The following is a 24,286-nucleotide window of genomic DNA, read 5'->3' on the forward strand; positions in this document are numbered from 1 at the left end:
GTTTTACTCCTTGGGAGTCAGCTCGCAGCCGAGCAGCATACCGTCATAAGCCGACGCCACCTTGCCGATTGCGTTCACCGTGGCGTTCTGGGTCATATTAGCGACCGCAGAAACGATTTCCAGCAACTTGTCAGCCTTGAAAAGCAGCCGAATACGGTCGCCCGTCTTGCGGACGTAAAGGTTCAAAGAACCGGCGCCGGCAAGCCCTTCCACGGCTCCGTATTTCAGACTGATCTGCCCGGTCTCGCCGTCCACAGAAAAGGTTCCCCCGATACTGCGGTTCTTCAGTTGGCAGACAAAACTGCTGTCGGTATTGAACGTCACCGAAAACCGGTCGGCCGAGATGCCCGCTTTTGCATACAACTCCGCGAGTTTCGCTTCGATTTGCGAAGAGACGAGACTTCCGCCCACTTTTTTCGCCGCATCGTCGCTCTCCAGCTCGCAGGCGGGTTTCGAATACGCCCATGTCCCGGCCAGATCGGCCGCCGTGACTTTCGACGAAATCAGCGAACCCGCCAGATTTCCGACCGTTTCCTTGTTCAAAACGTCTTTCAGCGACCACTGGGCGTTTGCCGTCAGGCACGACATGCAGCACGACAAAAACATCAATACAAAATATTTCATTTTTTTCGGAATTAAAATTTCTAAAATCGAACCCGCCTTAACGCGAAGCGACCCGGATCGGCGCGTCGCCCTCCTTGTACCAATCGCCGCGGGCCCGCATCACCTGCTCGACCACATCCCGCACGCATCCCTGCCCGCCGCCGAACTGCGACACGTAACGCGATGCATTGACGATCTCCGCCACGGCGTCGGCCGGACAAACCGGCATACCGACATGCCGCATCGGCTCCAGATCGGGCACGTCGTCCCCCATGTAAAGAATTTCGTCGGCGGAGACGTCCAATTCGTCGCAAAGTTCTTTCAGAGCCTTCAGCTTTTCGTGGCAATCCATATAAACGTGATCGACGCCGAGCATGTCGAAACGCACCTTCAGGCTGTTCCCCTTGCCGCCGGTAATGATCGCTATGTGATAGCCCTTTTTCAATGCCAGCGACAGCGCATAACCGTCTTTCGAATTGTACTTGCGGATGAAATCCCCTTCCGGAGTGACGGAAATCCCGCCGTCGGTCAGCACCCCGTCCACATCGAATACGAAAACCCGGACGCGCGCTATATCTTCTTTGAAGTTTCCCATATATTAAGGCTTATGTTTTTATAAAGGTTTTGTAGTTCGGGATGATTGTGCAGCATTTCGATGTGCTTGTGCCGGGTACGGTAGTCGTTGCGGCGCGCAGGGCCGGTCTGTACGGCCGCAGCCGACGGGCTGTCGAGCGCCTTGGCGACCGTTTCCCGGATCAGCGGCTTGATCAGGTCGGCGGGCAGGCCGTACTCCTGCAACAACTGCTGCCCGACGGCGAACATGTGGTTGGCGAAATTGCAGGCGAACACGGCCGCCAGATGAAGTCGCATCCGCTGCCGCGAATCGGCGATCCGCACCCGCGTACTCAGCGCCCCGGCCAGTCCGGCCAGCGCATCGACCGTAAAATCGTTGTTTCCCTCGATAAAAAGAGGAACGTCGCTCAGTTCGAGACTGCGCCCCGCCGTAAAAGTCTGCAACGGATAAAAGACCCCTTTATTCCGGATGCGGGGGGCCAGTTCTCCGAGCGCGACGCTGCCGGCCGTATGCGCGACGACCGCATCCCCGAAGTCGAAACTCTCGGACAATTTCGGTACGGCGCGGTCGCTGACCGCCATCAGGTAGATATCCGCTTCGGCGATTCGCTTCGGATCGTCGGCGCAGGCGCAACGAACCGCCCGGGCAATCGCCTGCCCGCGTTCCCGGTTGCGGGCATAGATCTGCACCAATTCGTAACGACTGGCTCCGATCGCTTTCGCCAGCGCCTCGGCCACGTTTCCGCTTCCTATGATAACGACTCTTTTCACTCCGTTCCGGCTGTAAATATCTTTATTCCGTTCGTACATCCATCAGTAAAACATTGTCCGCGCTGCGACTGACCGTCAGGTTCAGCCGGTTCACGATCGCGTCGATCTGCCGGAACTCGGGACTCTGCTGCAAATCGAGCGACGCCATTCCGCTCGCCTCGACCTGCTGGATCACGTCGCAGACCCGCAGCGTATGCACGTCGCGGGCCGGCACGTACAGGTTGACCTTATCTTCTTTACTGACCGTCGACACGATCAGCCCAGCCTTTTCGAGGTCGAAAACGGCATCCCGCACGATGCGCACCGGCAGGTTCAGATCCTGAGCCACCGTTTCGGACGATACGGCTCCGTCGCGCGCGAGAAAATGCGCGATAATCTGGTGCATCACCACGAGCAGCGCCTTCTTGCGGTACTCGTAACTCATCTCCTTGGCGATCTTTTCGAACTCGAACTTCCGGATGTTCTGGTAGGCGAACGACAGCTCGGCGCCGAACAGCACGATCTGCCAACTGCTCTGCAACCAGATCAGGAACAACGGCACGGCGGCAAAACTGCCGTATATCGCATTATAACTGGTCAGTCGCGACTGAATGAAAATATAGGCGATCTGGAACAACTGAAAGATCGTCCCGGCAATCACCCCGGCCGAAACGGCGCTGCGCAGCTTCACTTTCGTATTCGGCATCACCAGATAGACGAATGCGAACATCAGCCAGATCATCACCAGCGAAGCGAGTCCGAGGAATACGCTGACCACGGGCGACGAAGTAAGGTGCATCAGATGTTTCTGTATCTGCAGCCCGATACTGCTGGAGATGATCCACAGGATCGGCGTTACGACGATCACGGTCGTATAATCGCTGAATTTGCGTGCGAAACTGCGCGAACGGCGCACTTCCCAAATGTTGTTGAAAGCGCTTTCGATGTTCCCGAATACTTTCAGCACGGCCCAGAACAGCACGACCAGACCCACCGAAGCGATCAGTCCGCCCTTGGTACGCAGCAACATCGCGTTGGCGAATGCGATCACCTGGTCGATCACGACGGTATACTGCGGGAACTGGTTGTAAAGATACTCGTTCAGGCGCGTTTCGAGTCCGAACCCCTTGGCGATCCCGAATACGAGCGCGGCGACCGGAACGATCGACATCAGCGTATAGAAAGTCAGCGCGGCCGAGCGCACCAGAATCCCGTGCTGCCCGAAGCCCTGCGCCGTAAAGATGAACACTTTGAACTGGCGCACCGCCCAACGCATTTTCCGGGACTTGTATTCGTGTTCTTTCTTTACCCAGATGTCGTGCGTGATATACTGAATGATTTTCCTGATCATATTTTCGCTTCCTTGGCCGTGTAACAAAGGTAACTATTTATTTCGATTTTCCGTTTCCGGCAAAGCGCCCTGCGGCGGGATTCTGCGGATACGCAAACCCAGCCAGGCGAACAGGATCGACATCAGCGGACTGATGTAACAAAAAAAAGCGTAGGGCAGGTAAGCGACCGTCGCCACGTTCAGCACGCCGGCCTGCGTCGCGCCGCAGGTATTCCACGGGATCAGCACCGAGGTGGCCGTACCGGCGTCTTCCAGCGTCCGGCTCAGCACTTCGGGAGCCAGCCCTTTGCGCCGGTACGCGCTGCCGAAAATTTTGCCGGGGATCACGATGGCGAGGTACTGGTCGGATGCGGTCGAATTGAACAGCACGCAGGTTCCCGCCGTCGCGCTCACGAGTCCTCCGGTCGAACGTACGCGGCGGATGAGCGCCGTCGTGATCCGCTCCAAAAACTGTCCGGCCTCCATCACGCCGCCGAAAATCATCGCCGTGATAATCAGCCAGACGGTATTCAGCATCCCGGCCATTCCCCTCGACGTAAACAGCGAATCGACCATCGGATCGCCCGTTTCCGGCGATACCGTCCCGTACATCGCCCGGCTGACGACACGGTAAGCGCCCCCGGCCGTCAACGTCCCGTCGCCGCTGAGCGAACCGATCAGTTCCGGCTGGCATACGACCGCCATCACGCCGCCGAGCAGGCTGCCGACGAAAAGCACCGGCACCGGAGGCATTTTGAACACGATCATCGCCACCGCCGCCAACGGCACGAGAAACAGCACCGGAGAAATGTAATAATAATCCGTAATCATCCGCTGCGTATCGGCTACCGAAACATCCGCTGCAATTTTACCGCCGCCGATCGACAGTATCGTAAAAATAATCAGCGTTACGAAGATCGTGGGCAGAGTCGTGTACAGCATGTAACGGATATGCGTGAAGAGATTCGTTCCGGCGATCGCCGCGGCGAGGTTGGTCGTATCGCTCAGCGGAGAAACCTTGTCGCCGAAATATGCCCCCGAAATGATGGCTCCGGCGATCACCGGGTCTCCGAACCCGAGCGTCCGTCCGATTCCCAGCAACGCCACCCCGACGGTGGCCACCGTCGACCACGAACTGCCCGTAGCCAGCGAAATCAGCGCCGAAATGACCACCGTAGCCGGCAGGAAGTATTCGGGACGCAGCACATACAGCCCGTAATGGATCATCGCGGGAATAATTCCGCTGAGCATCCACGTTCCGGAGAGCACCCCGATCATCAGCAGAATCAAGATCGCCGGAATGGCTCCGGTCAGCGTCCGCACGATTCCTTCCAGAATATCCCCCCACGTTTTCCCGTTGCGAATCGCGATGCAGGCCGTAACGCCCGAAGCGATCAGCAGCGACATCTGATTGGCTCCCGCGAGGGTCTCGTCGCCCAGCAGCGTCACGTTAAGCCCGATCAGCACGATCAGTACGGCGACCGGAATAAGGGACTGAAAAACAGTGGGGGATTTAACGGTCTTCCGCATCGTCGGTCATCTTTTTGATGGGATTTCCTCCCCGAGCATCAGGGCGTACAATTTTCCTTCGATCCGGGTAAAAGCGAAAGAATCGTCCCCGCCCTGACGGATGCCCAGCGCGCGGGCAATTCTTTCGGCATCGAACGGAAACTCTTTTTTCAGTAGATTGCAGCGGGAAATTCCCGCCGCTTTCAGGGCTTGTTTCAGCTTTTTCGGCTGATAGAATGCCATCTCGCGGATCGGGTAGACCCGGCCGAAGAACCGGTCGGGCGCCTGCCGCGACAGGCAGTAACCGCTCTGCGATACGGCGTAGCATCCGATCCGGGCAGCGTATCTCCGTACCAGACGGGCCTTGCAAAGCGACACGTCCGGCACCAACAGATACCCGTACGGCGGCTCGAAATCCGACGCCTGCGCCGGCTCGCCGTCCCCCCGTCCGAATACGAGCGAACCGCAGCCGGCCGCGACCGCCCGGACGCTTCCGGCCGGCGCGTCCGGCGCCGAAGGAACATCGATCAACACCTCTTTGCACTCGCCCTGCCGGGAAACGATATCGACGGTTATGCGGTCGCCGAACAGTCGGAACGCCTCGTCTATGTCGAACAACGGCGACGCCTTGACCACGACCCGGCGCGTTTTCTCCCGGATCGCCGGCAATAGCGAGACGATGTCCGGAGAACACTCCTCGAACCGGAACACTTTCCGGTTCCCTTCGCCGCGCCGCGCCGGATCCGCATACACCAGATCGGCCGTCCCGGGAAACGACTCTATGAAATGTTCGGCGGAGTCGTTCACCACCTCTATGTTCGAAATCCCCAGCAGCGAAAAATTCACGGCGGCGACCCGGGCCGTAACCGGATCGCGTTCGACGGCGATCACCCGGTCGAAACTTTTCGAAAAATGGGCCGAATCGACGCCCAGACCGCAAGTCAGATCGATGCAGAGCGCACCTCCGTACCGTTTTTCGGCGGCGACCGCCTCGCTGCTGGCCTGCTCGAACGCCAGCGGCGGCAAAATACAGCGGGCCCGGTAATAGGACGGGAGTTTGGTCCGGGCACGCTGTAAATATTTCAACTGGGTGGCCAGCAACGCTCCGCCGCCGCCCAGCCGCAGCGCGAGTCGTTCCGGCCGCTCGTCCAGATATTTCAAAACCGTTTGCCGGGACTCTTCCCGCAACAACCAATCAACTTCTTCGTGCGTCATGTTCGATCATTCGTTCCAAATTCAACGGGCGACTCCCCCGAAATATTCTTTGCGAGAATCCTCCCGCCATTTCAACCCGACGGCCAACGCCGCCAATACGACATAAGCGGCCGCCGCGCCGTACCCGTCGAAGCGCACGCCCGAAACCGAAGCGACGGGCGTGCCGGCGGCCCACGTTACGATCCCGTTCTGCGCCTGCAACAAAGCACCCGCTACCGCGCTGAAGACCGCGTTGAGTCCGGGAAAAGCGAAAAGCACCCACAAAATCCCCGTAAAAACGGACAAAAAGGCCGTCAGGATAACCAACGGATTAATGATCAGCGAAATTATAGGTATATTCCCGAAATTCCAGGCGACCAGCGGAAGCGTCCCGATCTGCGCCGCCGCGCCGAGCAACACCGAACTGCACACCGCATCGGCGATCCGGTTGCGGCATAGTTTTCTGCGATACAGTCGCGGATAGAAAAACAGGATCGATAGCACGGCCATAAACGACAACTGGAAACTGAGGTCGTAAAGATAGAACGGATTGGCGGCGAGCATCAGCGTCGCCGCGCCGAGCACGACGTTGTAACCGTTTCCCGGAACCGAACAGGCCAGGGCCAACTGTGCGGCGGAAAGCATCAGCGCCGCCCGCACAGCAGACGGCGACAGCCCCGCCATCACGGCATAAAACCACAACGCCGATATGACCAGTACGTTTTTCGCCACATGACCGTACCGCAGCAGCACCGTCCAACCGAACAGCAGGTTGGCAATCACCAGCACGAACCCCATATGCAGTCCCGACACGGCCAGAATATGCGCCACGCCGGTTTTCGAATAGTCCGCTTTCAGCCTGCGGTCAAGGTTCCGTTTATCCCCTGCGATCAGAGCCGACAGCAATTCCTGTTCTCTCTCGCCGACATGCAGCCGGTGGATACGTTCGACCGCCCACCGTTGCAGCGCCGCCGCATAACGGGTCGCCCGGCGCCCGTTCCCTGGCAGGCGCGAAATCACCTGATCCCCGCGCACATAGACGCGCGCGCCGATTCCGCGGCTGCGCATTAGCGTCCCGTAGCGACTCCCGGCCGTATCCACGGGATTCAGGTAGCCCGCCACGTACAATTGCTCGCCCACGGCGACCCGTTCCGCCGTATCGACCCGCAATTCGACTTTTTCATCGACGCCCCGCCAACCGCTCCCGGCAGAGTCCAGCGGTCGGTATGCCCCCACACGAGCCACGGTCTGCCGCCACCGGCCGTTCGAAACCGGATTCTGTCCGACTTCGAGCACCATAGCCAGCCTTTCGCCGCGCGGCATCGCTTCCTTCCGGGCGCTCACGGCCGTAACCAGTATCCCCGAAAAGAAGAGCGCGACAGCCACCGTCCACCACCGGCAGGAACCTTTACGCTGCTGCCATGCGACGGCATAGCCGATAACGGCGGCCGCGACGATCAGCCAGTCGGGGGCGGTCACATACCGGAAAGCGAGAATACCCGCCGCGAAAAACGGAAGTATCCTCGCAAAAGGCGTTATGTCGATTTTATCGGAAAGTTGCATCGCGTCCGTCGGTTTTTAAGCGCCCCACGTATCGCGGTCAAGCGTCCGGTAACCGATCGCCTCGGCGATATGCGCCGGTTCGATCCGCCCGCCTCCTGCCAGATCGGCGATCGTCCGCGAAACCTTGAGAATCCGGTCGTAGGCCCGCGCCGACAGGTTGAAACGTTCCATCGCCTTGCGTAACAAAGCGCTCGATTCGGCCGAAAGCGGACAGAATTCCCGCAACTGACGGCTGTTCATCATGGCGTTGGTATATACCGGTGTTCCGGCGAAACGTTCGGTCTGAACCTGCCGTGCAGCCACCACGCGGCTGCGGATTGCGGCGCTGCTCTCCGCAGCCCCCGGTTGCGACAACTCCGAAAAATCCACAGGAATCACCTCAATGTGCAGGTCGATCCGGTCGAGCATAGGCCCCGAAATCCGGTTCAGGTATTTGGATACCGCCCCATGCGAACAGACGCACGCTTTGGTCGGATGGTTATAATAACCGCACGGACACGGGTTCATCGAAGCGACCAGCATGAAATTGGCCGGATACTGCACCGTGTATTTCGAACGGGAGACCGTGATTACTTTATCTTCCATCGGCTGACGCAGCGTCTCCAACAGGCTGCGTCCGAACTCGGGCAGTTCGTCGGCGAACAGGATTCCATTGTGGGCCAGCGATATTTCGCCGGGCTGGGGCGACGTTCCGCCGCCGACCAGAGCGGCCTGAGAAGTCAGATGATGCGGCGACCGGAAAGGCCGCGTCACCAACAGACCCGTTTCGGCGCCGAGCTTCCCGGCTACCGAATGTATCTTCGTGGTTTCGAGCGCCTCCTGCAACGTCATCGGCGGCATAATCGACGGCATACGCCGCGCCAGCATCGTCTTGCCTGACCCCGGAGGCCCGATCATCAGTACGTTGTGCCCGCCGGCCGCCGCGATCTCCAGCGCCCGTTTCACATGCGCCAGCCCCCGGACGTCGCCGAAATCGACGTCGAACCGTTCGGCATTTTCCCGGAATCGTCCTTCGAGATCGACCGTTGTCCGCGAAAGGGTATGCTCCCCGCACAGGAATCCGACCACCTCGCGCAGATGACCGGCTCCGTAAACCTCCAGCGATCCGACGACCGCCGCCTCCGCCGCATTCTGTTTCGGCAGGATAACCCCTTTAAATCCCTCTTTCTGCGCCCGTATGGCGATCGGCAACGCGCCCCGTACCGGCAACAGCGAACCGTCCAGCGACAACTCGCCCATCAGCACATAACGAGCCAGCGGAGCCGAATCCACCTGTTCGGTAGCCGCCAAAACAGCCACCGCGATCGGCAGATCGTAGGCCGACCCTTCTTTGCGGATATCGGCCGGAGCGAGGTTGACGATCACCTTCCGACCGCTCATCTTGTACGAACAGTTTTCGAAAGCGGCCCGGATACGTTCCTGGCTTTCGCGCACCGCATTGTCCGGCAGGCCGACCATGTAGAGTCCGATCCCCGCCGAGATATTCACCTCGACGGCGACCGTGATCGCCTCGATGCCGACAACGGCGCTTCCGTAACTCTTAACGAACATAACAGTCTGTTGCGTTGCTACGCGCCCCGGACAGATCCGAAGCGGTTATTCAAAAATCAAATCCTTTTCTCGTTTAGAACGGCGGATTCTCATCGTCCGGCGGCGTGCCGAAACCGCCGAGCTTGTTCGGCGCCGATCCCGACGGCACGCCGAATTCGCCATACCCGCCGAAATCGTTCATTGCTCCGCCGCCGGCATTTCCGCCGTCGATAGCCGATCCGAATTCGGAATTCATGCTGCTGTCCATCGAGAACCCGTCGCCGGAAATATCGTCGTAATCCATGAATTTCGCCTGTTCTTTGCGGAAACGCAACTTAATCGTATCAACCGCGCCGTTACGGTGCTTGGCGACGATGATCTCGGCCATGCCCTGCGTGGGAGTGCCGTCCTCGTCGGTCATCAGCCCGTAATACTCCGGGCGGTGGATAAAGGCCACCAAGTCGGCGTCCTGCTCGATGGCGCCCGATTCACGCAGGTCGGACAGTTGCGGCCGTTTGTTGCCGCCGCGCGACTCGACCGAACGGTTCAACTGCGAAAGCGCGATGATCGGGATGTTCAGCTCTTTGGCGATCGCCTTCAGCGAACGCGAAATCATCGCCACCTCCTGCTCGCGATTTCCGCCGCGCGTATCGACCGCGGCGGTCATCAACTGCAGGTAGTCGATAATCACCAGTTGGATATCGTACTGCGTCTTCAGCCGGCGCACCTTCGAACGAAACTCGTAAATCGACAGGGCCGGCGTATCGTCGATAAACAGCGGCGCACCGGCCAACGGCTTGATCGACGATTCGAGATGCTTCCACTGCTCGGGCGTCAACTGTCCGTTGCGCACGTCGCGCGAGTCGAGTCCCGACTCGCCGACGATCAGACGCATCATCAACTGCTCGGCGCTCATTTCGAGCGAGAAGAAGGCAACCCCTTTTTCGAAATCGACCGCCACGTTGCGCGCCAGCGACAACACGAAAGCCGTCTTACCCATCGACGGGCGCGCCGCAATGATAATCAGGTCGGAAGGCTGCCAGCCGAGCGTCAGCCGGTCGAGGTGCGTAAACCCGGTCGGCACGCCGCTAAACCCGCCCTCGCGTTTCGAAGCCTCCTCGATCGCGAGCAGCGTTTTGGTCAGGATATCGCGCGACTTCTGCACGTCGCGCTTCACGTGGCCTTCGGACACTTTGAAAATCTCGCCTTCGGCCAAGTCGATCAGGTCGGTTACGTCCATCGACTCGTCGTACGCTTTCTTCTGTATCTCGGTCGCCGCGCGGATCAGCTCGCGCTGGACGAACTTTTGGGCGATGATTTTGCTGTGAAATTCGATATGCGCCGCCGATCCCACCTTCTGGGTCAACTGCGCGAGGTAGGCCGCACCGCCCACTGCGGACAGTTTGCGGGTTTGCTTCAGTTTTTCAGTAACGGTATACAGGTCGATCGGTTTGAGTTCCATCGACAGCTCCATGATCGCCTTGTAGATGATCTGGTGCGCCTCTTTGTAAAAAGCTTCGGGAGTGATGATCCCCTGTATTTCGATCACGGCGTCCTTTTCGAGCATCAGGGCGCCGAGCACGGCCTCTTCCAGTTCGACGGACTGCGGCGGAATCAACCCGACCGTATCGGTCAGCGCGGCCGCAGCCTCTTCATTGTTCGGATTCGGGGTGTAACGTTTTGCCATAATTCAATTCTCAACGGTCATGTAAAGATACGATTTTAATCGACACGGGGAAAGACCGCGGCGATTTTTCGGACTTACCGTTCGCCGCGCCGGTCTTTCCATCCGAAAAAATAACTTTTCTGCCTTCGCTTTTCGTCCTGCGAACGCGCGACATACACTTTTTCGTCCGTGTACGGATTTTCGCCCGTGTAAAACATCACCGACGACAGCGTCATCGGGGTGGGGGTCAGGTCCTGCACCTGTTCGAGCCGGAAATGCAGCCGCCGCGTCTCGGCCGCCAGGTTGCGCATATCCCGTTCGGTACACCCCGGATGGCTCGAAATGAAATAGGGGATCAACTGATAATTCAATCCCTCGTCCCGGCATATTTTCTGAAAACGTTCGTTCAGGTCGCGGAACAGCGCGAACGACGGTTTGCGCATCAGCCGCAGCACGCCGTCCTCGGTATGTTCGGGAGCCACTTTCAGCCGCCCGGATACGTGGTTCACGACCACTTCGCGCAGGTAATCCCGGTTGTTGTCGCCGAACAGATCGTAGCGTATTCCGCTGCCGATAAACGATTTTTTGACTCCGGCCAACCGGTCTACCTTACGGTACAGTTCCATCAACGGCCGGTGGTCGTTGTTCAGGTTGCGGCACAGCGACGGATAGATGCACGACGGACGGCTGCATTTGCGGCACAACGCTTCGTTGCGCCCGCCCATCCGGTACATATTGGCCGACGGCCCGCCCAGGTCGGAAATATATCCTTTGAAACCCGGCATCCGCGTCAGTTTCCGCACTTCGTCGAGCACCGACTCCTCGCTGCGGCTCGAAACGAACTTGCCCTGATGCGCCGAAATCGTGCAGAAACTGCACCCGCCGAAACAGCCCCGATGCAGGTTCACCGAAAATTTAATCATCTCGTAAGCCGGAATATCGCCTTTGCCGTTATAGCGCGGATGCGGCAAGCGGGTATAGGGCAGGCCGAAACTGTGGTCCAGCTCCTGTTCGGACAGTTTCGGATACGGCGGATTGATCACGACGAAACGGTCGCCGACCGGCTCGACCAGCGTCCGGGCTTCCATCCGATTCGATTCGGTTTCGATCCGGACGAAATTCTCGCCGAACGCCCGCCTATCTTTCAGACATTTTTCAAAACCGTGCAGCCTCAACGCCTCGTCGCCGAGCGAATCCACATACCTATCGTCGGCCAGGAAGGCCACCTGACGCAATTTGCGCAGCAGGTTCAGGTTGTAACCGTTGTGCATCGCCCGCGCGATGTCAAGCACCACCCGTTCGCCCATGCCGTAAGTCAGCAGATCGGCCCCGCTGTCGACCAGCACGGAAGGTTTCAGAGAGTCGCTCCAGTAATCGTAATGCGCGGCCCGGCGCAGCGAAGCCTCGATCCCGCCGATCACGACCGGCGTATCCGGGAAAAGCCGTTTTAAAATGCGGGTATAAACCGTTACGGCATAATCGGGCCGGAAACCGGCCTTTCCGCCGGGCGTATAGGCGTCGTCGCTGCGCAGCCGCTTGTTGGCCGTATAGTGGTTGACCATCGAGTCCATGCTTCCGGCCGACACGCCGAAAAACAGCCGCGGCTTGCCCAGCTTGCGAAAATCGCGCAGGTCGTCCCGCCAGTTCGGCTGCGGCACGATCGCCACGCGCAGTCCTTCGGCCTCCAGCAACCGGCCGATCACGGCGGCCCCGAACGACGGATGATCGACATAAGCGTCCCCGGAGAACAAGATCACATCCAGTTCGTCCCACCCGCGCGCTCGAACCTCTTTGACCGAAGTCGGCAGCCAATCCGTTATCTTATACGAAATCCCCATCTTTACCGAATCAACAGCGAACTGTCCCCGTAACTTAAAAACCGGAACCCGTTGTCCAACGCATAGCGGTACGCCCTGCGCCAATCCTCGCCGATAAAGGCCGACACCAACAGCAACAGCGTGCTCTGCGGTTGGTGAAAGTTGGTTATCAGGCTGTTCACGACCCGAAACCGGTATCCGGGCATAATCATGATCCGCGTGGAGGTTTTGATCTTCTGCAACCGCTCCCGTTCCATATAGTCCGCCAACGCCGCCAGCAATTCCCGGCCGTCCAGCCCGTCGGGAATGTCATAAATTTCCCATTGCCCGACGACTCGTTCCGGATCCGGCTCCCCGTCGCGGACAATGCGGTAGCCGAGCGCCGCCAGCGATTCGAGCGTCCGCACGCTGGTCGTTCCCACCGCGGTAACGCGCCCGGCATACGCAATCAGATTCCGGATCGTGGAAACCGAAAACTCGAAATGCTCGGTATGCATCCGGTGGTCGACCACGCGGTCCGTTTTGACCGGCAGGAAAGTGCCGGCCCCGACGTGCAACGTCACCTCGTCGGTCGGATGCCCGGCCCGACGCAGCGATTCGATCAGTTCGGGCGTAAAATGCAGGCCGGCGGTCGGCGCGGCGACCGATCCCTCGAACTTCGAATAGACTGTCTGGTAGCGGCTGTTGTCCAGTTCCTCGCTTTCGCGGCGCAAATAGGGCGGAATCGGAATCCGCCCGAGCGTTTCGAGCAGTTGCCCGAACGACAAGTCGGCATCCCAGCGGAACCGGACGATTTGTTCCTTCTCCCCGGCGGATACCTTTTCGGCGCTCAGGCGGCAGGAACATGCGCCCAGTTCGAAATCGATATGCAACGGGCCGTCCTTCCACTTTTTCAGGTTACCGACGATGCACGACCACTCAGAACTTCTTTTGGCGGCGAACGCCCGCTCGTAATCGGCCGGATCATGCGGTTCGAGGCAGAATATTTCGATCCGGGCTCCGGTTTCCTTATAGAAAACGAGCCGCGCCCGGATTACTTTCGTATTGTTGAACACCAACAGGCTGCCTTCGGGCAGGTATTTCCCCACTTCGAAAAAACGGTCTTCCGAAACCCGTCCGTCGCGGCAGAGCAACAGTTTCGACTGCTCGCGGCGTTCCAGCGGAAATTTGGCGATCCGCTCCTCGGGCAGCGGATAATCGTAATCGGATATACAGATATTTTGTTTCATGCACAGTTGACCGGCGAACCGGATTTTCCTGCAAAGGAAATAAAAAACGAACGGTTTCGAGCCATATCCGACCGGCGAATCCCTTTTTTTCGTACTTTTGGTATTCGAAAAATCACTAAACGAACATCTCGATGAAAAAAATCGTCTTTTGTTTTCTCGGCCTACTGGCCGTATTATATACCGCGTCGGCGCAGTCGTACACGTTCAACCACGGCCCATATCTGCAAGAACTCTCCGAACACGCGGTCACATTCGTCTTTACGACCAGCGACAAAGGCTTTTCGTGGGTGGAAGTGAAACCGGACGGCGGAGAAGCCGAACGACACTACACCGTCAGGAACGGCTTGCGCGACGCCTACAACACGTTCAACGTGATTCGCGTCGAAAACCTCCGGCCGGACACCCGTTACCAGTACCGGCTCTGTTCGAAGCAAATCGCCGACTTCCAGCCTTACAAAGTGACGTTCGGCGACAGCATCGTCTCGCCCTGGCGCCGCTTCTCGACTCCGGATCCGAAAGCGACCGCCTGCTCGTTCATCGCGCTGAGCGACATGCATCAGCAGCCCGATAAACTGGGCCGCCTGCTGAACCAGGCCGGCGTCGGCAGCGCCGATATGATTTTCTACGTCGGCGACATGATGAATTACTACGACAACGAAGAAACGCCGTTCCGGAGCTTCATCGATAAAAGCGTCGAGCTGTTCGCCTCGGAAAAACCGTTCGTACTGGTGCGCGGCAACCACGAAACGCGCGGCAACATGGCCCGCGAATACGCCCGCTACGTTCCGAAAAGCAGCGGAAAATATTACGGAGCCTACCGCGTGGGCGACATCATGTTCATCGTGCTCGACTGCGGCGAGGACAAGCCGGACGATTTCTGGGTCTACGCCGGACTGACCGACTTCGACGGATACCGTACCGAACAGGCCGCCTGGTTCGGCGAACTGATACGCTCGAAAGCGTACAAAAGCGCGAAATGGCGCATCGTGATGAACCATTTCCCGCCGCTTTCGCACATGGAGAGCGACAATCCCGAGCGCCACGGGATACAGGACATCACGGACAAATTCCTACCGCTGTACAACCAAGCGAAGATCGACCTGATGATTTCCGGGCACACCCACGCTTACGAATTCATGTCGCCGGACAAGTACGACCGACTGACTTTCCCGGTAATCGTCAACAGCACCGAAAGCGTCGCACGGATCGATATCGACGGACGCACGCTGAAAGCGAAAGTGACGGACACCGGAGGCAACACGCTCAAAGAATTTACAATCAGCAAGTACCCCGCCGTATCGACTTTCTACAAGGCCGGCGCCTGAAAATAAGGTGCCGGCTTTTTTCACGGCCTACCGGCAGGAACTTCCGGACGACGATTCTCCGGAAGATAAAATTAACGGCGGGACGGCCCGTATTTCGGTTTCATTTGATTACCTTTGCGGGGCACAGCAGGGAAGCTCTGTCGCTGCTCCCGGGGCCGGAATGCATTCGACGATATTTTGGTTCGCATACGGGAGGGGAGGAAAGTCCGGGCAACGCAGAGCGCCGCGCTTCCTAACGGGAAGATTCTCGCGAGGGAATGGCAAGCGTAACAGAAAACGACCGCCGTCCGCAAGGACGGTAAGGGTGAAAAGGCGGGGTAAGAGCCCACCGCGGCCGTGGCGACACGTGCCGGTCAGTACGTCCCGCGGGTTGCAAGACCATGTATACCGGCAGTTGTAGGGCTGCTCGTCCGATGTCGGGGGGTAGGTTGCTGACGAGCCGTGCGGGTGACCGCCGGCCTAGATAAATGACAGAGGCCTTCGCTCGCGAAGGTACAGAACCCGGCTTACAAGCCCTGCTGTGCTTTTTTACTTTTTCTGCGCCAGGACGAGGATCGGATGGTAGGTCAGCGCGACGCGACCGTCCGGCATACTGAAATGTTCCCGGTAAGCCGTTTCGAAATCCATCAACTGTTGCTTTCCCCAGCGCGCCTTGCGGATCGAGTTCACGCCGGTGGCCTTGATATGCCGCAATACGTCGGCCGGAGTGTCGAACGGCAGATGGCGCGTGTATTCGAGCGTTTCGACGATCCCGTATCCGGCAGCGGTCAACAACTCCTGCAACTGCTCGCTGGTATAGTAATGCAACCCTTCGCCGGTCGTAGCCCGGATCTCCCGGAAATTGTCGGTACCGAACGTCGTAAACGCGAAGTAACCGCCGCAGCAAAGGCTCCCGACCGCGCGGTCGATAAAAAGCGGCAGGTTGTCGAACCACTGCACGGCCGACGCCGACGCGATCATATCCAGCTCTCCGGGCAGCGGCAGCAGTTCCGCATCGCCCCACAGGTATTCCACATAGTGTCCGGACGCATAAGGCCGCAAATAGATTTCCGATTCTTCGATCAGGTCGTTGACGATCCATTCGGCGTCCGGATAGCGCCGCAGCAGGTAGCGCGTAAGGAAGCCGGTTCCGCAGCCGACCTCCATCGCCCGGCCGATCCGCCCGGGGCAGATCCGCCCGATCATTTCGTCCAACTGGCCGCAGATCTCCTGCTGAACGACGGCCAGCGAATCGTACTGCCGGAACGTGGCGGCAAAACGTTTTTTGAGTAACTGTTTATCGGTTGTCATTTTCAATCTTTTTTAAGTAGCCGGACACGATGCCGGGATCGCCGAAAGGGTAGTGCGGCAACGGTTTTACGACGGCCTTTTCTTTCCAGTAGGCAAGCATGTTCGCCGGCGGGAAAATCGCGTCCCGGTCGCCCACGACCGCCGCCGTCCAATCCAGCGACGGCATATACGGTTCGGCGGAGCGTTCGAACAGCACGCCGAGTTCGTCGAGTTTGTCTTCGAACGGCCGCTCGTCGAAAAACGGGGCGAGCCGGTCGTAATCCGCGCCGTAGGCGCGGCGGTTGAACGTTTCCGCCCCGCTGCCGCGCAGTCCCCGGAGCGTCGCCAGGAACGCCCTGCGCGGAATGCCGAAACGGTCGTCCACCGGATAGGGCGTTCCGCCCAGCGCGACGGCGCAATCCGACGCAACGTCGCGGCACGTCCGTTCGGCGGCCCACACCCCGAACGACCATGCAAAAAGCGTGACATTCCGGTAGGCGGAAAACTCCTCCGCAGCGAACGGTTCCAGCGTACGGTAATCGTATACGCAGAGCATATCGTACCCCTCGGGCGCGAGGTGCTCGACCGCGTGATGATCCGCCGCCCAGCCCAGCATGAAAAGGATCAGGCCGGGATTCCCGTCCCGCGTCAACCAATACTTGCGCATATTTCGGTAAATTTTCGGATTTCGTCGGCCGTGAGCGCCGCGCTGAGCGACACGCGCACCCGAGCTTTCCCTTTCGGCACCGTCGGATAACGAACCGGCATCACCCAGTAGCCCGCTTCGCGGAAACGCCGGCTCATTTCAATCGCCCGGCCGTTTTCTCCGGCCGGCAGCGGAACGATGTGGGAACGGTACGCATCCCCGGTAATCAACCGCGAAAATTCCCGCAGCCGGGCGCGGCGGTCTTCCATCTCCGGCAAACGCCGCACCAGGTATTCCGACCAGCGCAGCGAAATCGGAGGCAGCGCCGTCGAGAAGATCAGCGTCCGGAGCCGGTTAATCAAGAAATCGCGCGTCAGCCCGTCCGTAACGACGAACGCCCCCTGCGACGCGAGCGCTTTGCCGAGCGTCGCAATACGGACATCGCAATCGTCCCCGACGCCCATCTCCGCGGCGACTCCGCATCCCTGCGGCCCGCAGGCCCCGAATCCGTGCGCTTCGTCGACATACAGCTTCGCGTCGTAACGCCGTTTCAGCGCGGCCAGCTCTTTCAGCGGCGCGCGATCGCCATCCATGCTAAAAATCGATTCGGTCACGATCCAAACGTTCCGGTACGAACGACGGTGGGCGGCCAATAACCGCTCCAAATGTCCCGTATCGTTGTGGTTGAACCGTTTCCAGTCGGCTTCGCACAACCTGAGTCCGTCGATCAGGCTGGCATGCACCAGCTTGTCGGCCAGTACCAGATCCCCCTTGCCGGTAACGGCCGGCAGCACGCCCGAATTGACCATGTAACCGCAGCCGACGACTAGTACGGCACGCCCGCCGAACAGTTCCGACAGCGCCATCTCAAGCCGTCCGTAATCCGGACTGTTGCCGGTAATCAGCCGCGAAGACGGATTACTAAGCAGAAAATCCCCTCCGTCGGTCATCCGCCGCATAAACTCCCGGTGCAGGCCGCTGCACGAAAGGCCCAGGTAATCGTTCGACGACAGATTCAGGTATTTACGACCTTCGTAAACGACGTATTTCCCGTCGATCCCTATTTCGGGCAGCGTCCGCAGGTTGTCTTCGGCCGCCAGCCGCCGCAATGTTTCGCGCATCATACGAAAATCTCCTCTTCTTTTCTTTCCAGCAGCGCGCACACCGCCTTCTTTCCTTCGGCCCCCAGATCGACCGAATATTCGTTTACGAACAGTTCGATATGCCGGCGCGTCACCTCCTCGCTGAGTTCCTGCGCATACCCGCGCACGAATTCCGCCGAAGCCGACGGCTCGGCGAACGCGAATTCGACGCTGCGTCGCAACACCCGGTCGATCTTCCGCTGCGTCTGCCGGTCAAGCCGCCGCGATACGGCGATCGCGCCGAGCGGCAACGGCAGTCCGGTCTTTTTCTCCCACTCCTCGCCGAGATCGGCCACCAGCCGCAACCCTTTTTCGCGGTACGTAAAACGTCCTTCGTGGATCAGCACCCCGGCGTCGCATTCGTCGCTCATTACGGCGTCGGCCACGTCCGAGAAAAGATAGACCCGCTTGTCGGTCACGCCCGGATACAACGTCGCCAACAGGCGGTTGGCCGTCGTGTGCTCGCCGGGGATCGCCACCCGGATACCGCTCACTTCGTCCGGGTAAATCCGGTGGCGGCTGACCAGCAGCGGTCCGTTGCCGCGCCCCAGCGCGCTGCCGCTGTGCAACACCCGGTAACGGTCGAGCAACTGCGGCACGACCGCATAACTCAGTTTCGAAATGTCCGGAACGCCTTGCAACGCTCCGGCGTTCAGTTGTTCGATATCGGCCAGCGAAAGGTCGAATTCGAGACCCTCGGTGTCGATGCGGCGGTGCACCATCGCATCGAACATGAACGTATCGTTCGGACAGGTCGATATATGAAGCTGTAATTTCATGTTCGCTCGGTATTTAAGAAATGCAACAATTCGCACAGCGAGTCGGCCAACGCGGTCACCGCCCCCCGGACATCCCATTCCGGAAACGGATCGCCGACGCGGTTGGAAACGGCGCGCAGTTCCAGGAACGGCACTCCGCACTGCAGGCAGGCATAAAAGAACGCCGCGCCTTCCATATTCTCGATCTGCACCCCGACGCGATCGGCGAACGGAGTACCCGCGACGCCGACGCTGTTGCTATCGACCGCACGGAACGGAACCCCTGCCGGCAGCCACGGGCAGTCGTAACGCCCACTGAACTTCGGCGTGAAATCGCCGGCCACGAACGAACCGGCATCGGCGGCGCACTCCGAAGCGACCAGCACCGTCTGCCCGACGGACAATCCGCTGCCGGGATACGCCCCCGCGATCCCGGCAAGGATCAGCAACTGCGGGTCGCAATCGCGGACCGCCGCCATTGTCGTCACAGCGCAGCGATACGGGCCGACCCCGGCGATCCGGATTTCGGGCCCGTCGGCGGCACCGTAGCGGAAAGGCGCTATTTCAGGCTCCGTCGGACTCAGTATGACGATCTTTTCGTTTTTCATGGCAGGCGGTTTTGATTCTCAGAATATGGATCGAGACGAACAAAGATACGGTAAAAAGCAAAACGGCGACCCAAATCCGGCTATTAAGTACGATGCCGACGAACAGCATGGAACTCCACATCACCGACAACACGGTTATCTTGACCGACAGCGGGATTCCCCGACCGCTCCTGTAATCGCGCAGGTAGCGGCCGAAAACCCGGTTCTGAAGCATCCAGCGGTTCATCCGGGGATCGCTTTTCGAAAAGCAGTAAACGGCCAGCAGCAGAAAAGGCGTGGTCGGGAGCATCGGAACGAAAGCCCCGACGAAACCGAGCCCGACGGCCAGGTATCCGGCGATTTTGAGCAGCGTATTCTTCATAGTCGTACGAAACGGGCGCAAGATACGAAAAATCAAAAAAATGTTTACCTTTGTGACGCTTCCGGCGGCCGGCGGATCGCATCCGGCAGGTGCAATCCCCAGTTTCTCAAAAGGAACGCGTTGCGCACCGGAAACGCCTCGCAGGGAGCATCATCCGATAATTATCATTTTTATGTCAGAAAATTCGATACTTTCACGCCTCGACGGACTGAAGATCAAATACGAAGAGATCGGCCAGCAGATGACCGATCCGGAAGTGATCGCCGATATGAAAAAATTCGTAGCGCTGAACAAAGAGTATAAAGAACTGCGGCCGGTGGTCGAAACCAGCGAAAAATACCGGACGGCGCTGAACCACCTCGCCGAAGCCAAAGAGATCCTCACGACCGAAAAGGACGACGAACTGCGCGAAATGGCGCGCATGGAGGTCGCCGAGTTGGAACCGGAACTCGAGCGGCTGGAAGAGGAGATCAAGCTGCTGCTGATCCCGGCCGACCCGCAGGACAGCAAGAACGCCATCGTCGAAATCCGCGGCGGAACCGGCGGCGACGAAGCGGCCCTGTTCGCCGGCGACCTGTTTCGCATGTATACCAAATACATCGAGAAACGCGGTTGGAGATACGAGATCAACAGCATGAGCGAGGGCACTTCGGGCGGATTCAAGGAGATCGTGATGAAAGTGATCGGCGACAGCGTCTACGGCGTGCTGAAATACGAATCGGGCGTACACCGCGTACAGCGCGTGCCGCAGACCGAAACCCAAGGCCGCGTACACACGTCGGCCGCGTCGGTGGCCGTACTGCCCGAAGCCGAAGAGTTCGACCTGGAAATCAATATGAATGACATCCGCAAGGATATTTTTTGCGCATCGGGGCCCGGCGGCCAGTCGGTCAACACGACCTATTCGGCGATCCGGCTGACCCACATCCCGACGGGCATCGTCGTGCAGTGCCAGGATCAGAAATCGCAGTTGAAGAACTTCGACAAGGCGTTCGAAGAGTTGCGTACCCGTATTTACAACCTGGAGTACCAAAAATACCTCGACGAGATCGCCGGCAAGCGTAAGACGATGGTGTCGACCGGCGACCGCAGCGCCAAGATCCGCACCTACAACTATCCGCAAGGCCGCGTGACCGACCACCGGATCAACCTGACGCTCTACAACCTGAGCGCCGTGATGGACGGCGACATCCAGGAGATTATCGACAAGTTACAGGTAGCAGAGAATGCCGAACGGCTGCGCGCGAGCGAAGAGTAACGAACCTCAAAAACGAATACTCCATGACTTCATCGGAACTTTTCGAACAGATCAGGCGGAAACGCAGTTTCCTGTGCGTAGGCCTGGATACCGATCCGAACAAAATCCCGCAGCGCCTGCTGTCCGAAGACGATCCGGTTTTCGCCTTCAACCGGGCGATCGTCGACGCCACGGCGGCATACGCCGTATGCTACAAGCCCAACCTCGCTTTTTACGAGGAAAACGGCGCGAAAGGCTGGGAAAGTTTCGTCAAAACGGTGCGATATATCCGGGATAACTATCCCGAAATCATGATTATCGCCGACGCCAAACGGGGCGATATCGGCAATACGTCGCAGATGTACGCCCGCGCCTTTTTCAGCCAAGATCTGGCCGACGGGGTGACGTTGTCTCCGTACATGGGACGCGACACGGTCGACCCGTTCCTCCGCTTCGACGGCAAATGGGCGGTCGTTCTGGCGCTGACATCCAACCCGAGCGCCGCCGATTTCGAAATGCAGCGGCTCGAAGAGGGCGGCTATCTTTATGAAAAAGTGATCGACGTATCGAGCGGATGGGGCACGGCCGAAAACATGATGTACGTCGTCGGCGCGACGCAAGCCCGGATGCTGAAAGGAATCCGGGAACTGATCCCGAACCATTTCCTGCTCGTCCCGGGAGTGGGCGCGCAGGGCGGCAGCCTCGAAGAAGTGGCCCGTTACGGGATGAACGATCGTTGCGGCCTGCTGGTCAATTCCTCGCGCGGGATCATTTATGCCGACCGATCGGAACTCTTTGCCGACACGGCCGCGAAAAAAGCGGCCGAAATGGCTGTCCAGATGGCCGAATTATTGTCCGCGCACGGCCTGTAAAAAACGATTCCGAAAAATAACGCCCCGGAATATCATACGATTTCGGGGCGTTTTCATTTTCATCCGCATACGCCGACACTCTCCCGATCCGGCGACATAATTCCATGAGATATGAAAAGGATATTCCTTTCCGGTCTGTTTCGTTCGGACTTTTCTATCCCGCAAAAAACGGCGTGACCCGGGATTTCGCAAAACTGGCACTGAAAATGAGCACTCCGTTACGGCGTTACCCGACACCGTTCGAACCCTTCCGTCCGTTTGACGGGGTCGAAACGAATCGCCCGGTATATAAAATTTTCTATCGTTCAAAATTAAGTAATATTTCATTAAAAAATCAAACTATGGACAATTCTTTTGAAACGCTGCTCGAACATTCGAAACAGGCGATCCGTTACTGGTGGTTGCTGCTGCTGACCGGCATCGCGCTATTCATCATCGGCCTGGTCGTATTCCTGTACCCGGCGCAAAGTTACCTGGGCATGTCGCTGATGTTCGGTTTTCTGATCTTCTTTTCCGGCCTGTTCCAGATCATTCTTTCGGCCGGCAACAAACACTACATGACCGGACGCGGATGGATGCTGGCCGGTGGCATCATCGAGGTGATCTTGGGCGTCATCCTGATCTTGAATACGGCGCTGTCCGCAGCGACGCTGCCGATCTTCCTCGCTTTCTGGTTGTTGTTCCGCAGCTTCAGCGCGATCGGACTGGGTAGCGACATGAACGCGATGAACGTTCCCGGTTCGGGATGGACGATCGTAAGCGGCGTCCTACTGCTGCTGCTTTCGATGTGGATCCTGTTCCAGCCGATACTGTTCGGGACGGCGGCCGTGATCATCTGGGTAGGCATTTCGCTGCTTTTCGCCGGGATGTCGACCTGTATTTTCGCCTTCCAACTGCGCGACGTACACAAACATATGAAATAGAATATTCGTTATTTTTCTCTGCAAATCCCGGCTCCGGCCGGGATTTTTCGTTTCGCACGACGCCTTTCCCGAAAAACATCGCTTTTGCGGTACAACCGCCCGTCCGTACGCGAAAGATCAGATCCGCAAAATCCGGAATCGTCCTCGATCCGCTTTTTCAATGGGAAAATTAGAATCTTTTTCTAAAAATCCGTATCTTTTGGGCAAAAATCGCCGACTCGCTACAAAGTCGGCTTCAACCCAATTTATTCAGGACATGGCTTCTTCTCAAGTATTTTTCACAAACCTCCGCACCACGCCGACCAGCAATCTGCTGGACAAAATGGAGCGACTGGTTCGCCGGGCGGGCATCGCCGGCATCGATTTCGAGAACCGTTTCGCCGCGATCAAGATTCATTTCGGGGAACCGGGCAACATGGCCTACCTGCGGCCCCAGTACGCCGCCCGGATGGCCGGACTGCTGCGTTCGCTCGGCGCGAAACCGTTCCTGACCGACGCCAACACGCTCTATTCGGGACGACGCGCGAATGCCGTCGACCACCTACAGAGCGCTATGGAGAACGGCTACAACCCGATCTCCGCACAATGTCAGGTCATCATTGCCGACGGACTGAAAGGCATCGACTACCGGGAAATCGAAATCGACGGCGAATACTGCAAAGCACCGAAAATCGGCGCGGCCGTCGCCGACGCAGACATTGTCATCTCGATGACCCATTTCAAAGGACACGAACAGACCGGATTCGGCGGTACGCTGAAGAACCTCGGCATGGGTTGCGCCAGCGTCGGCGGCAAGCTGGAACTGCACTGCGCGGCCCAGCCCGTCGTCAAAACGGAAAACTGCCGAGGCTGCAACATCTGCGTAAAACACTGCGCGCACGACGCCATACACCTGAACCCGGAACGGAAAGCCGAGATCGACTACTCGAAGTGCGTCGGCTGCGGACAATGCATCGCGTTATGCCAGTACGACAGCGCGTCGATGGGGGCCAACGATACATCGGAACGCCTGAACTACAAAATCGCCGAATACACGAAGGCCGTGCTGAAAGACAAGCCGAACTTCCATGTCAGCTTCATCATGAACGTCTCGCCGGAATGCGACTGCTGGAATCACAACGACGCCGCCGTCGTCCCCGACCTCGGAATCGCCGCTTCATTCGACCCGGTAGCCCTGGACAAAGCCTGCGCCGACCTGGTGATCCACGCGCCCGCGTTGCAGACGGTCAACCGACTTACCGAAAGTCGTCCGCACGAACACCTCGAAGATACCGACAAATTCCGACTGATGCATCCCGACACCGACTGGCTGGCCGGACTGACGCACGCCGAAAAGATCGGAATCGGAAACATGCAATACGAACTGATCGAGGTGAGGTAA

General features: G+C 58.5%; 22 protein-coding genes and 1 other RNA gene. 6 read left to right on the forward strand and 17 right to left on the reverse strand.

What is annotated here, in order from left to right; all coding sequences use genetic code 11:
- Positions 1 to 3: 3 nt before the first annotated feature.
- The 11 genes from C1A08_RS00530 to C1A08_RS00580 form a co-directional block, all read right to left on the reverse strand.
- Positions 4 to 624, reverse strand: coding sequence for a DUF4923 family protein (locus C1A08_RS00530; protein WP_055204146.1), 621 nt, complete (start codon positions 622 to 624; stop codon positions 4 to 6).
- 37 nt (positions 625 to 661) lie between these two features.
- Positions 662 to 1,198, reverse strand: a complete 537-nt coding sequence (locus C1A08_RS00535) for a KdsC family phosphatase (protein ID WP_055204144.1) — start codon at positions 1,196 to 1,198, stop codon at positions 662 to 664.
- The gene (locus C1A08_RS00540) at positions 1,174 to 1,986 is read right to left on the reverse strand and encodes a Rossmann-like and DUF2520 domain-containing protein (RefSeq protein WP_153498052.1); all 813 of its coding nucleotides are present in this window, start codon (positions 1,984 to 1,986) and stop codon (positions 1,174 to 1,176) included. Before C1A08_RS00540 ends, C1A08_RS00535 begins: the two co-directional genes overlap by 25 nt.
- Positions 1,970 to 3,277, reverse strand: a complete 1,308-nt coding sequence (locus C1A08_RS00545; protein ID WP_101570652.1) for a YhjD/YihY/BrkB family envelope integrity protein — start codon at positions 3,275 to 3,277, stop codon at positions 1,970 to 1,972. The genes C1A08_RS00540 and C1A08_RS00545 overlap by 17 nt, the downstream gene beginning before the upstream one ends.
- A gap of 33 nt (positions 3,278 to 3,310) precedes the next feature.
- Positions 3,311 to 4,786, reverse strand: coding sequence for a Na+/H+ antiporter NhaC family protein (locus C1A08_RS00550; RefSeq protein WP_101570654.1), 1,476 nt, complete (start codon positions 4,784 to 4,786; stop codon positions 3,311 to 3,313).
- 6 nt (positions 4,787 to 4,792) lie between these two features.
- Complete coding sequence (locus tag C1A08_RS00555) at positions 4,793 to 5,980, reverse strand: THUMP-like domain-containing protein (RefSeq protein ID WP_101570656.1); 1,188 nt, start codon at positions 5,978 to 5,980, stop codon at positions 4,793 to 4,795.
- Between the two features lie 21 nt (positions 5,981 to 6,001).
- Complete coding sequence (locus tag C1A08_RS00560; RefSeq protein WP_101570658.1) at positions 6,002 to 7,522, reverse strand: ComEC/Rec2 family competence protein; 1,521 nt, start codon at positions 7,520 to 7,522, stop codon at positions 6,002 to 6,004.
- Between the two features lie 15 nt (positions 7,523 to 7,537).
- Positions 7,538 to 9,073 carry a YifB family Mg chelatase-like AAA ATPase gene (locus C1A08_RS00565; protein ID WP_101570660.1) on the reverse strand — a complete coding sequence of 512 codons (1,536 nt, stop codon included), beginning with the start codon at positions 9,071 to 9,073 and terminating at the stop codon, positions 7,538 to 7,540.
- A gap of 73 nt (positions 9,074 to 9,146) precedes the next feature.
- Positions 9,147 to 10,739 carry a replicative DNA helicase gene (dnaB, locus tag C1A08_RS00570; protein WP_055204133.1) on the reverse strand — a complete coding sequence of 531 codons (1,593 nt, stop codon included), beginning with the start codon at positions 10,737 to 10,739 and terminating at the stop codon, positions 9,147 to 9,149.
- Positions 10,740 to 10,813: 74 nt separating this feature from the next.
- Positions 10,814 to 12,556 carry a YgiQ family radical SAM protein gene (locus C1A08_RS00575; RefSeq protein ID WP_101570661.1) on the reverse strand — a complete coding sequence of 581 codons (1,743 nt, stop codon included), beginning with the start codon at positions 12,554 to 12,556 and terminating at the stop codon, positions 10,814 to 10,816.
- A 2-nt stretch (positions 12,557 to 12,558) separates the two neighbouring features.
- Positions 12,559 to 13,764, reverse strand: a complete 1,206-nt coding sequence (locus tag C1A08_RS00580; RefSeq protein ID WP_101570663.1) for an S-adenosylmethionine:tRNA ribosyltransferase-isomerase — start codon at positions 13,762 to 13,764, stop codon at positions 12,559 to 12,561.
- A 131-nt stretch (positions 13,765 to 13,895) separates the two neighbouring features.
- Here C1A08_RS00580 and C1A08_RS00585 point away from each other — a divergent pair, with 131 nt between their 5' ends.
- Positions 13,896 to 15,089, forward strand: a complete 1,194-nt coding sequence (locus C1A08_RS00585) for an FN3 domain-containing metallophosphoesterase family protein (protein ID WP_101570665.1) — start codon at positions 13,896 to 13,898, stop codon at positions 15,087 to 15,089.
- Positions 15,090 to 15,213: 124 nt separating this feature from the next.
- Positions 15,214 to 15,614: RNase P RNA component class A (rnpB, locus tag C1A08_RS00590), an RNA gene on the forward strand.
- Positions 15,615 to 15,617: 3 nt separating this feature from the next.
- Here rnpB and bioC read toward each other — a convergent pair.
- Genes bioC through C1A08_RS00620 form a run of 6 tightly spaced genes read right to left on the reverse strand, consistent with a single transcriptional unit; the run spans position 15,618 to position 19,873 of the window.
- Positions 15,618 to 16,379, reverse strand: a complete 762-nt coding sequence (gene bioC / locus C1A08_RS00595) for a malonyl-ACP O-methyltransferase BioC (RefSeq protein ID WP_055204125.1) — start codon at positions 16,377 to 16,379, stop codon at positions 15,618 to 15,620.
- Positions 16,366 to 17,025, reverse strand: a complete 660-nt coding sequence (locus C1A08_RS00600) for a pimeloyl-ACP methyl esterase BioG family protein (protein ID WP_101570667.1) — start codon at positions 17,023 to 17,025, stop codon at positions 16,366 to 16,368. The genes bioC and C1A08_RS00600 overlap by 14 nt, the downstream gene beginning before the upstream one ends.
- The gene (locus tag C1A08_RS00605; RefSeq protein ID WP_101570669.1) at positions 17,007 to 18,128 is read right to left on the reverse strand and encodes an aminotransferase class I/II-fold pyridoxal phosphate-dependent enzyme; all 1,122 of its coding nucleotides are present in this window, start codon (positions 18,126 to 18,128) and stop codon (positions 17,007 to 17,009) included. The genes C1A08_RS00600 and C1A08_RS00605 overlap by 19 nt, the downstream gene beginning before the upstream one ends.
- Positions 18,125 to 18,925 (reverse strand): 1,4-dihydroxy-6-naphthoate synthase, encoded by an 801-nt coding sequence (locus C1A08_RS00610; protein WP_101570670.1) that lies wholly within the window; start codon positions 18,923 to 18,925, stop codon positions 18,125 to 18,127. The genes C1A08_RS00605 and C1A08_RS00610 overlap by 4 nt, the downstream gene beginning before the upstream one ends.
- The gene (locus C1A08_RS00615) at positions 18,922 to 19,512 is read right to left on the reverse strand and encodes a phosphorylase family protein (protein ID WP_101570672.1); all 591 of its coding nucleotides are present in this window, start codon (positions 19,510 to 19,512) and stop codon (positions 18,922 to 18,924) included. Before C1A08_RS00615 ends, C1A08_RS00610 begins: the two co-directional genes overlap by 4 nt.
- On the reverse strand, positions 19,469 to 19,873 hold the full coding sequence (locus tag C1A08_RS00620; protein WP_101570674.1) for a YbaN family protein: 405 nt from the start codon (positions 19,871 to 19,873) through the stop codon (positions 19,469 to 19,471). Before C1A08_RS00620 ends, C1A08_RS00615 begins: the two co-directional genes overlap by 44 nt.
- Positions 19,874 to 20,045: 172 nt before the next feature.
- Here C1A08_RS00620 and prfA point away from each other — a divergent pair, with 172 nt between their 5' ends.
- From prfA to C1A08_RS00640, 4 genes are all read left to right on the forward strand, one after another.
- Positions 20,046 to 21,131: a peptide chain release factor 1 gene (gene prfA, locus C1A08_RS00625; RefSeq protein ID WP_101570676.1), complete on the forward strand. Its 1,086-nt coding sequence runs from the start codon at positions 20,046 to 20,048 to the stop codon at positions 21,129 to 21,131.
- 23 nt (positions 21,132 to 21,154) lie between these two features.
- Positions 21,155 to 21,982 carry an orotidine-5'-phosphate decarboxylase gene (pyrF, locus tag C1A08_RS00630; RefSeq protein ID WP_101570678.1) on the forward strand — a complete coding sequence of 276 codons (828 nt, stop codon included), beginning with the start codon at positions 21,155 to 21,157 and terminating at the stop codon, positions 21,980 to 21,982.
- 341 nt (positions 21,983 to 22,323) lie between these two features.
- On the forward strand, positions 22,324 to 22,905 hold the full coding sequence (locus C1A08_RS00635; protein ID WP_101571579.1) for an HdeD family acid-resistance protein: 582 nt from the start codon (positions 22,324 to 22,326) through the stop codon (positions 22,903 to 22,905).
- Between the two features lie 256 nt (positions 22,906 to 23,161).
- Complete coding sequence (locus C1A08_RS00640) at positions 23,162 to 24,286, forward strand: DUF362 domain-containing protein (protein ID WP_055204113.1); 1,125 nt, start codon at positions 23,162 to 23,164, stop codon at positions 24,284 to 24,286.

Origin of the sequence: Alistipes sp. cv1, from assembly GCF_900240235.1 — a bacterium.
GTDB lineage: Bacteria > Bacteroidota > Bacteroidia > Bacteroidales > Rikenellaceae > Alistipes_A > Alistipes_A hominis.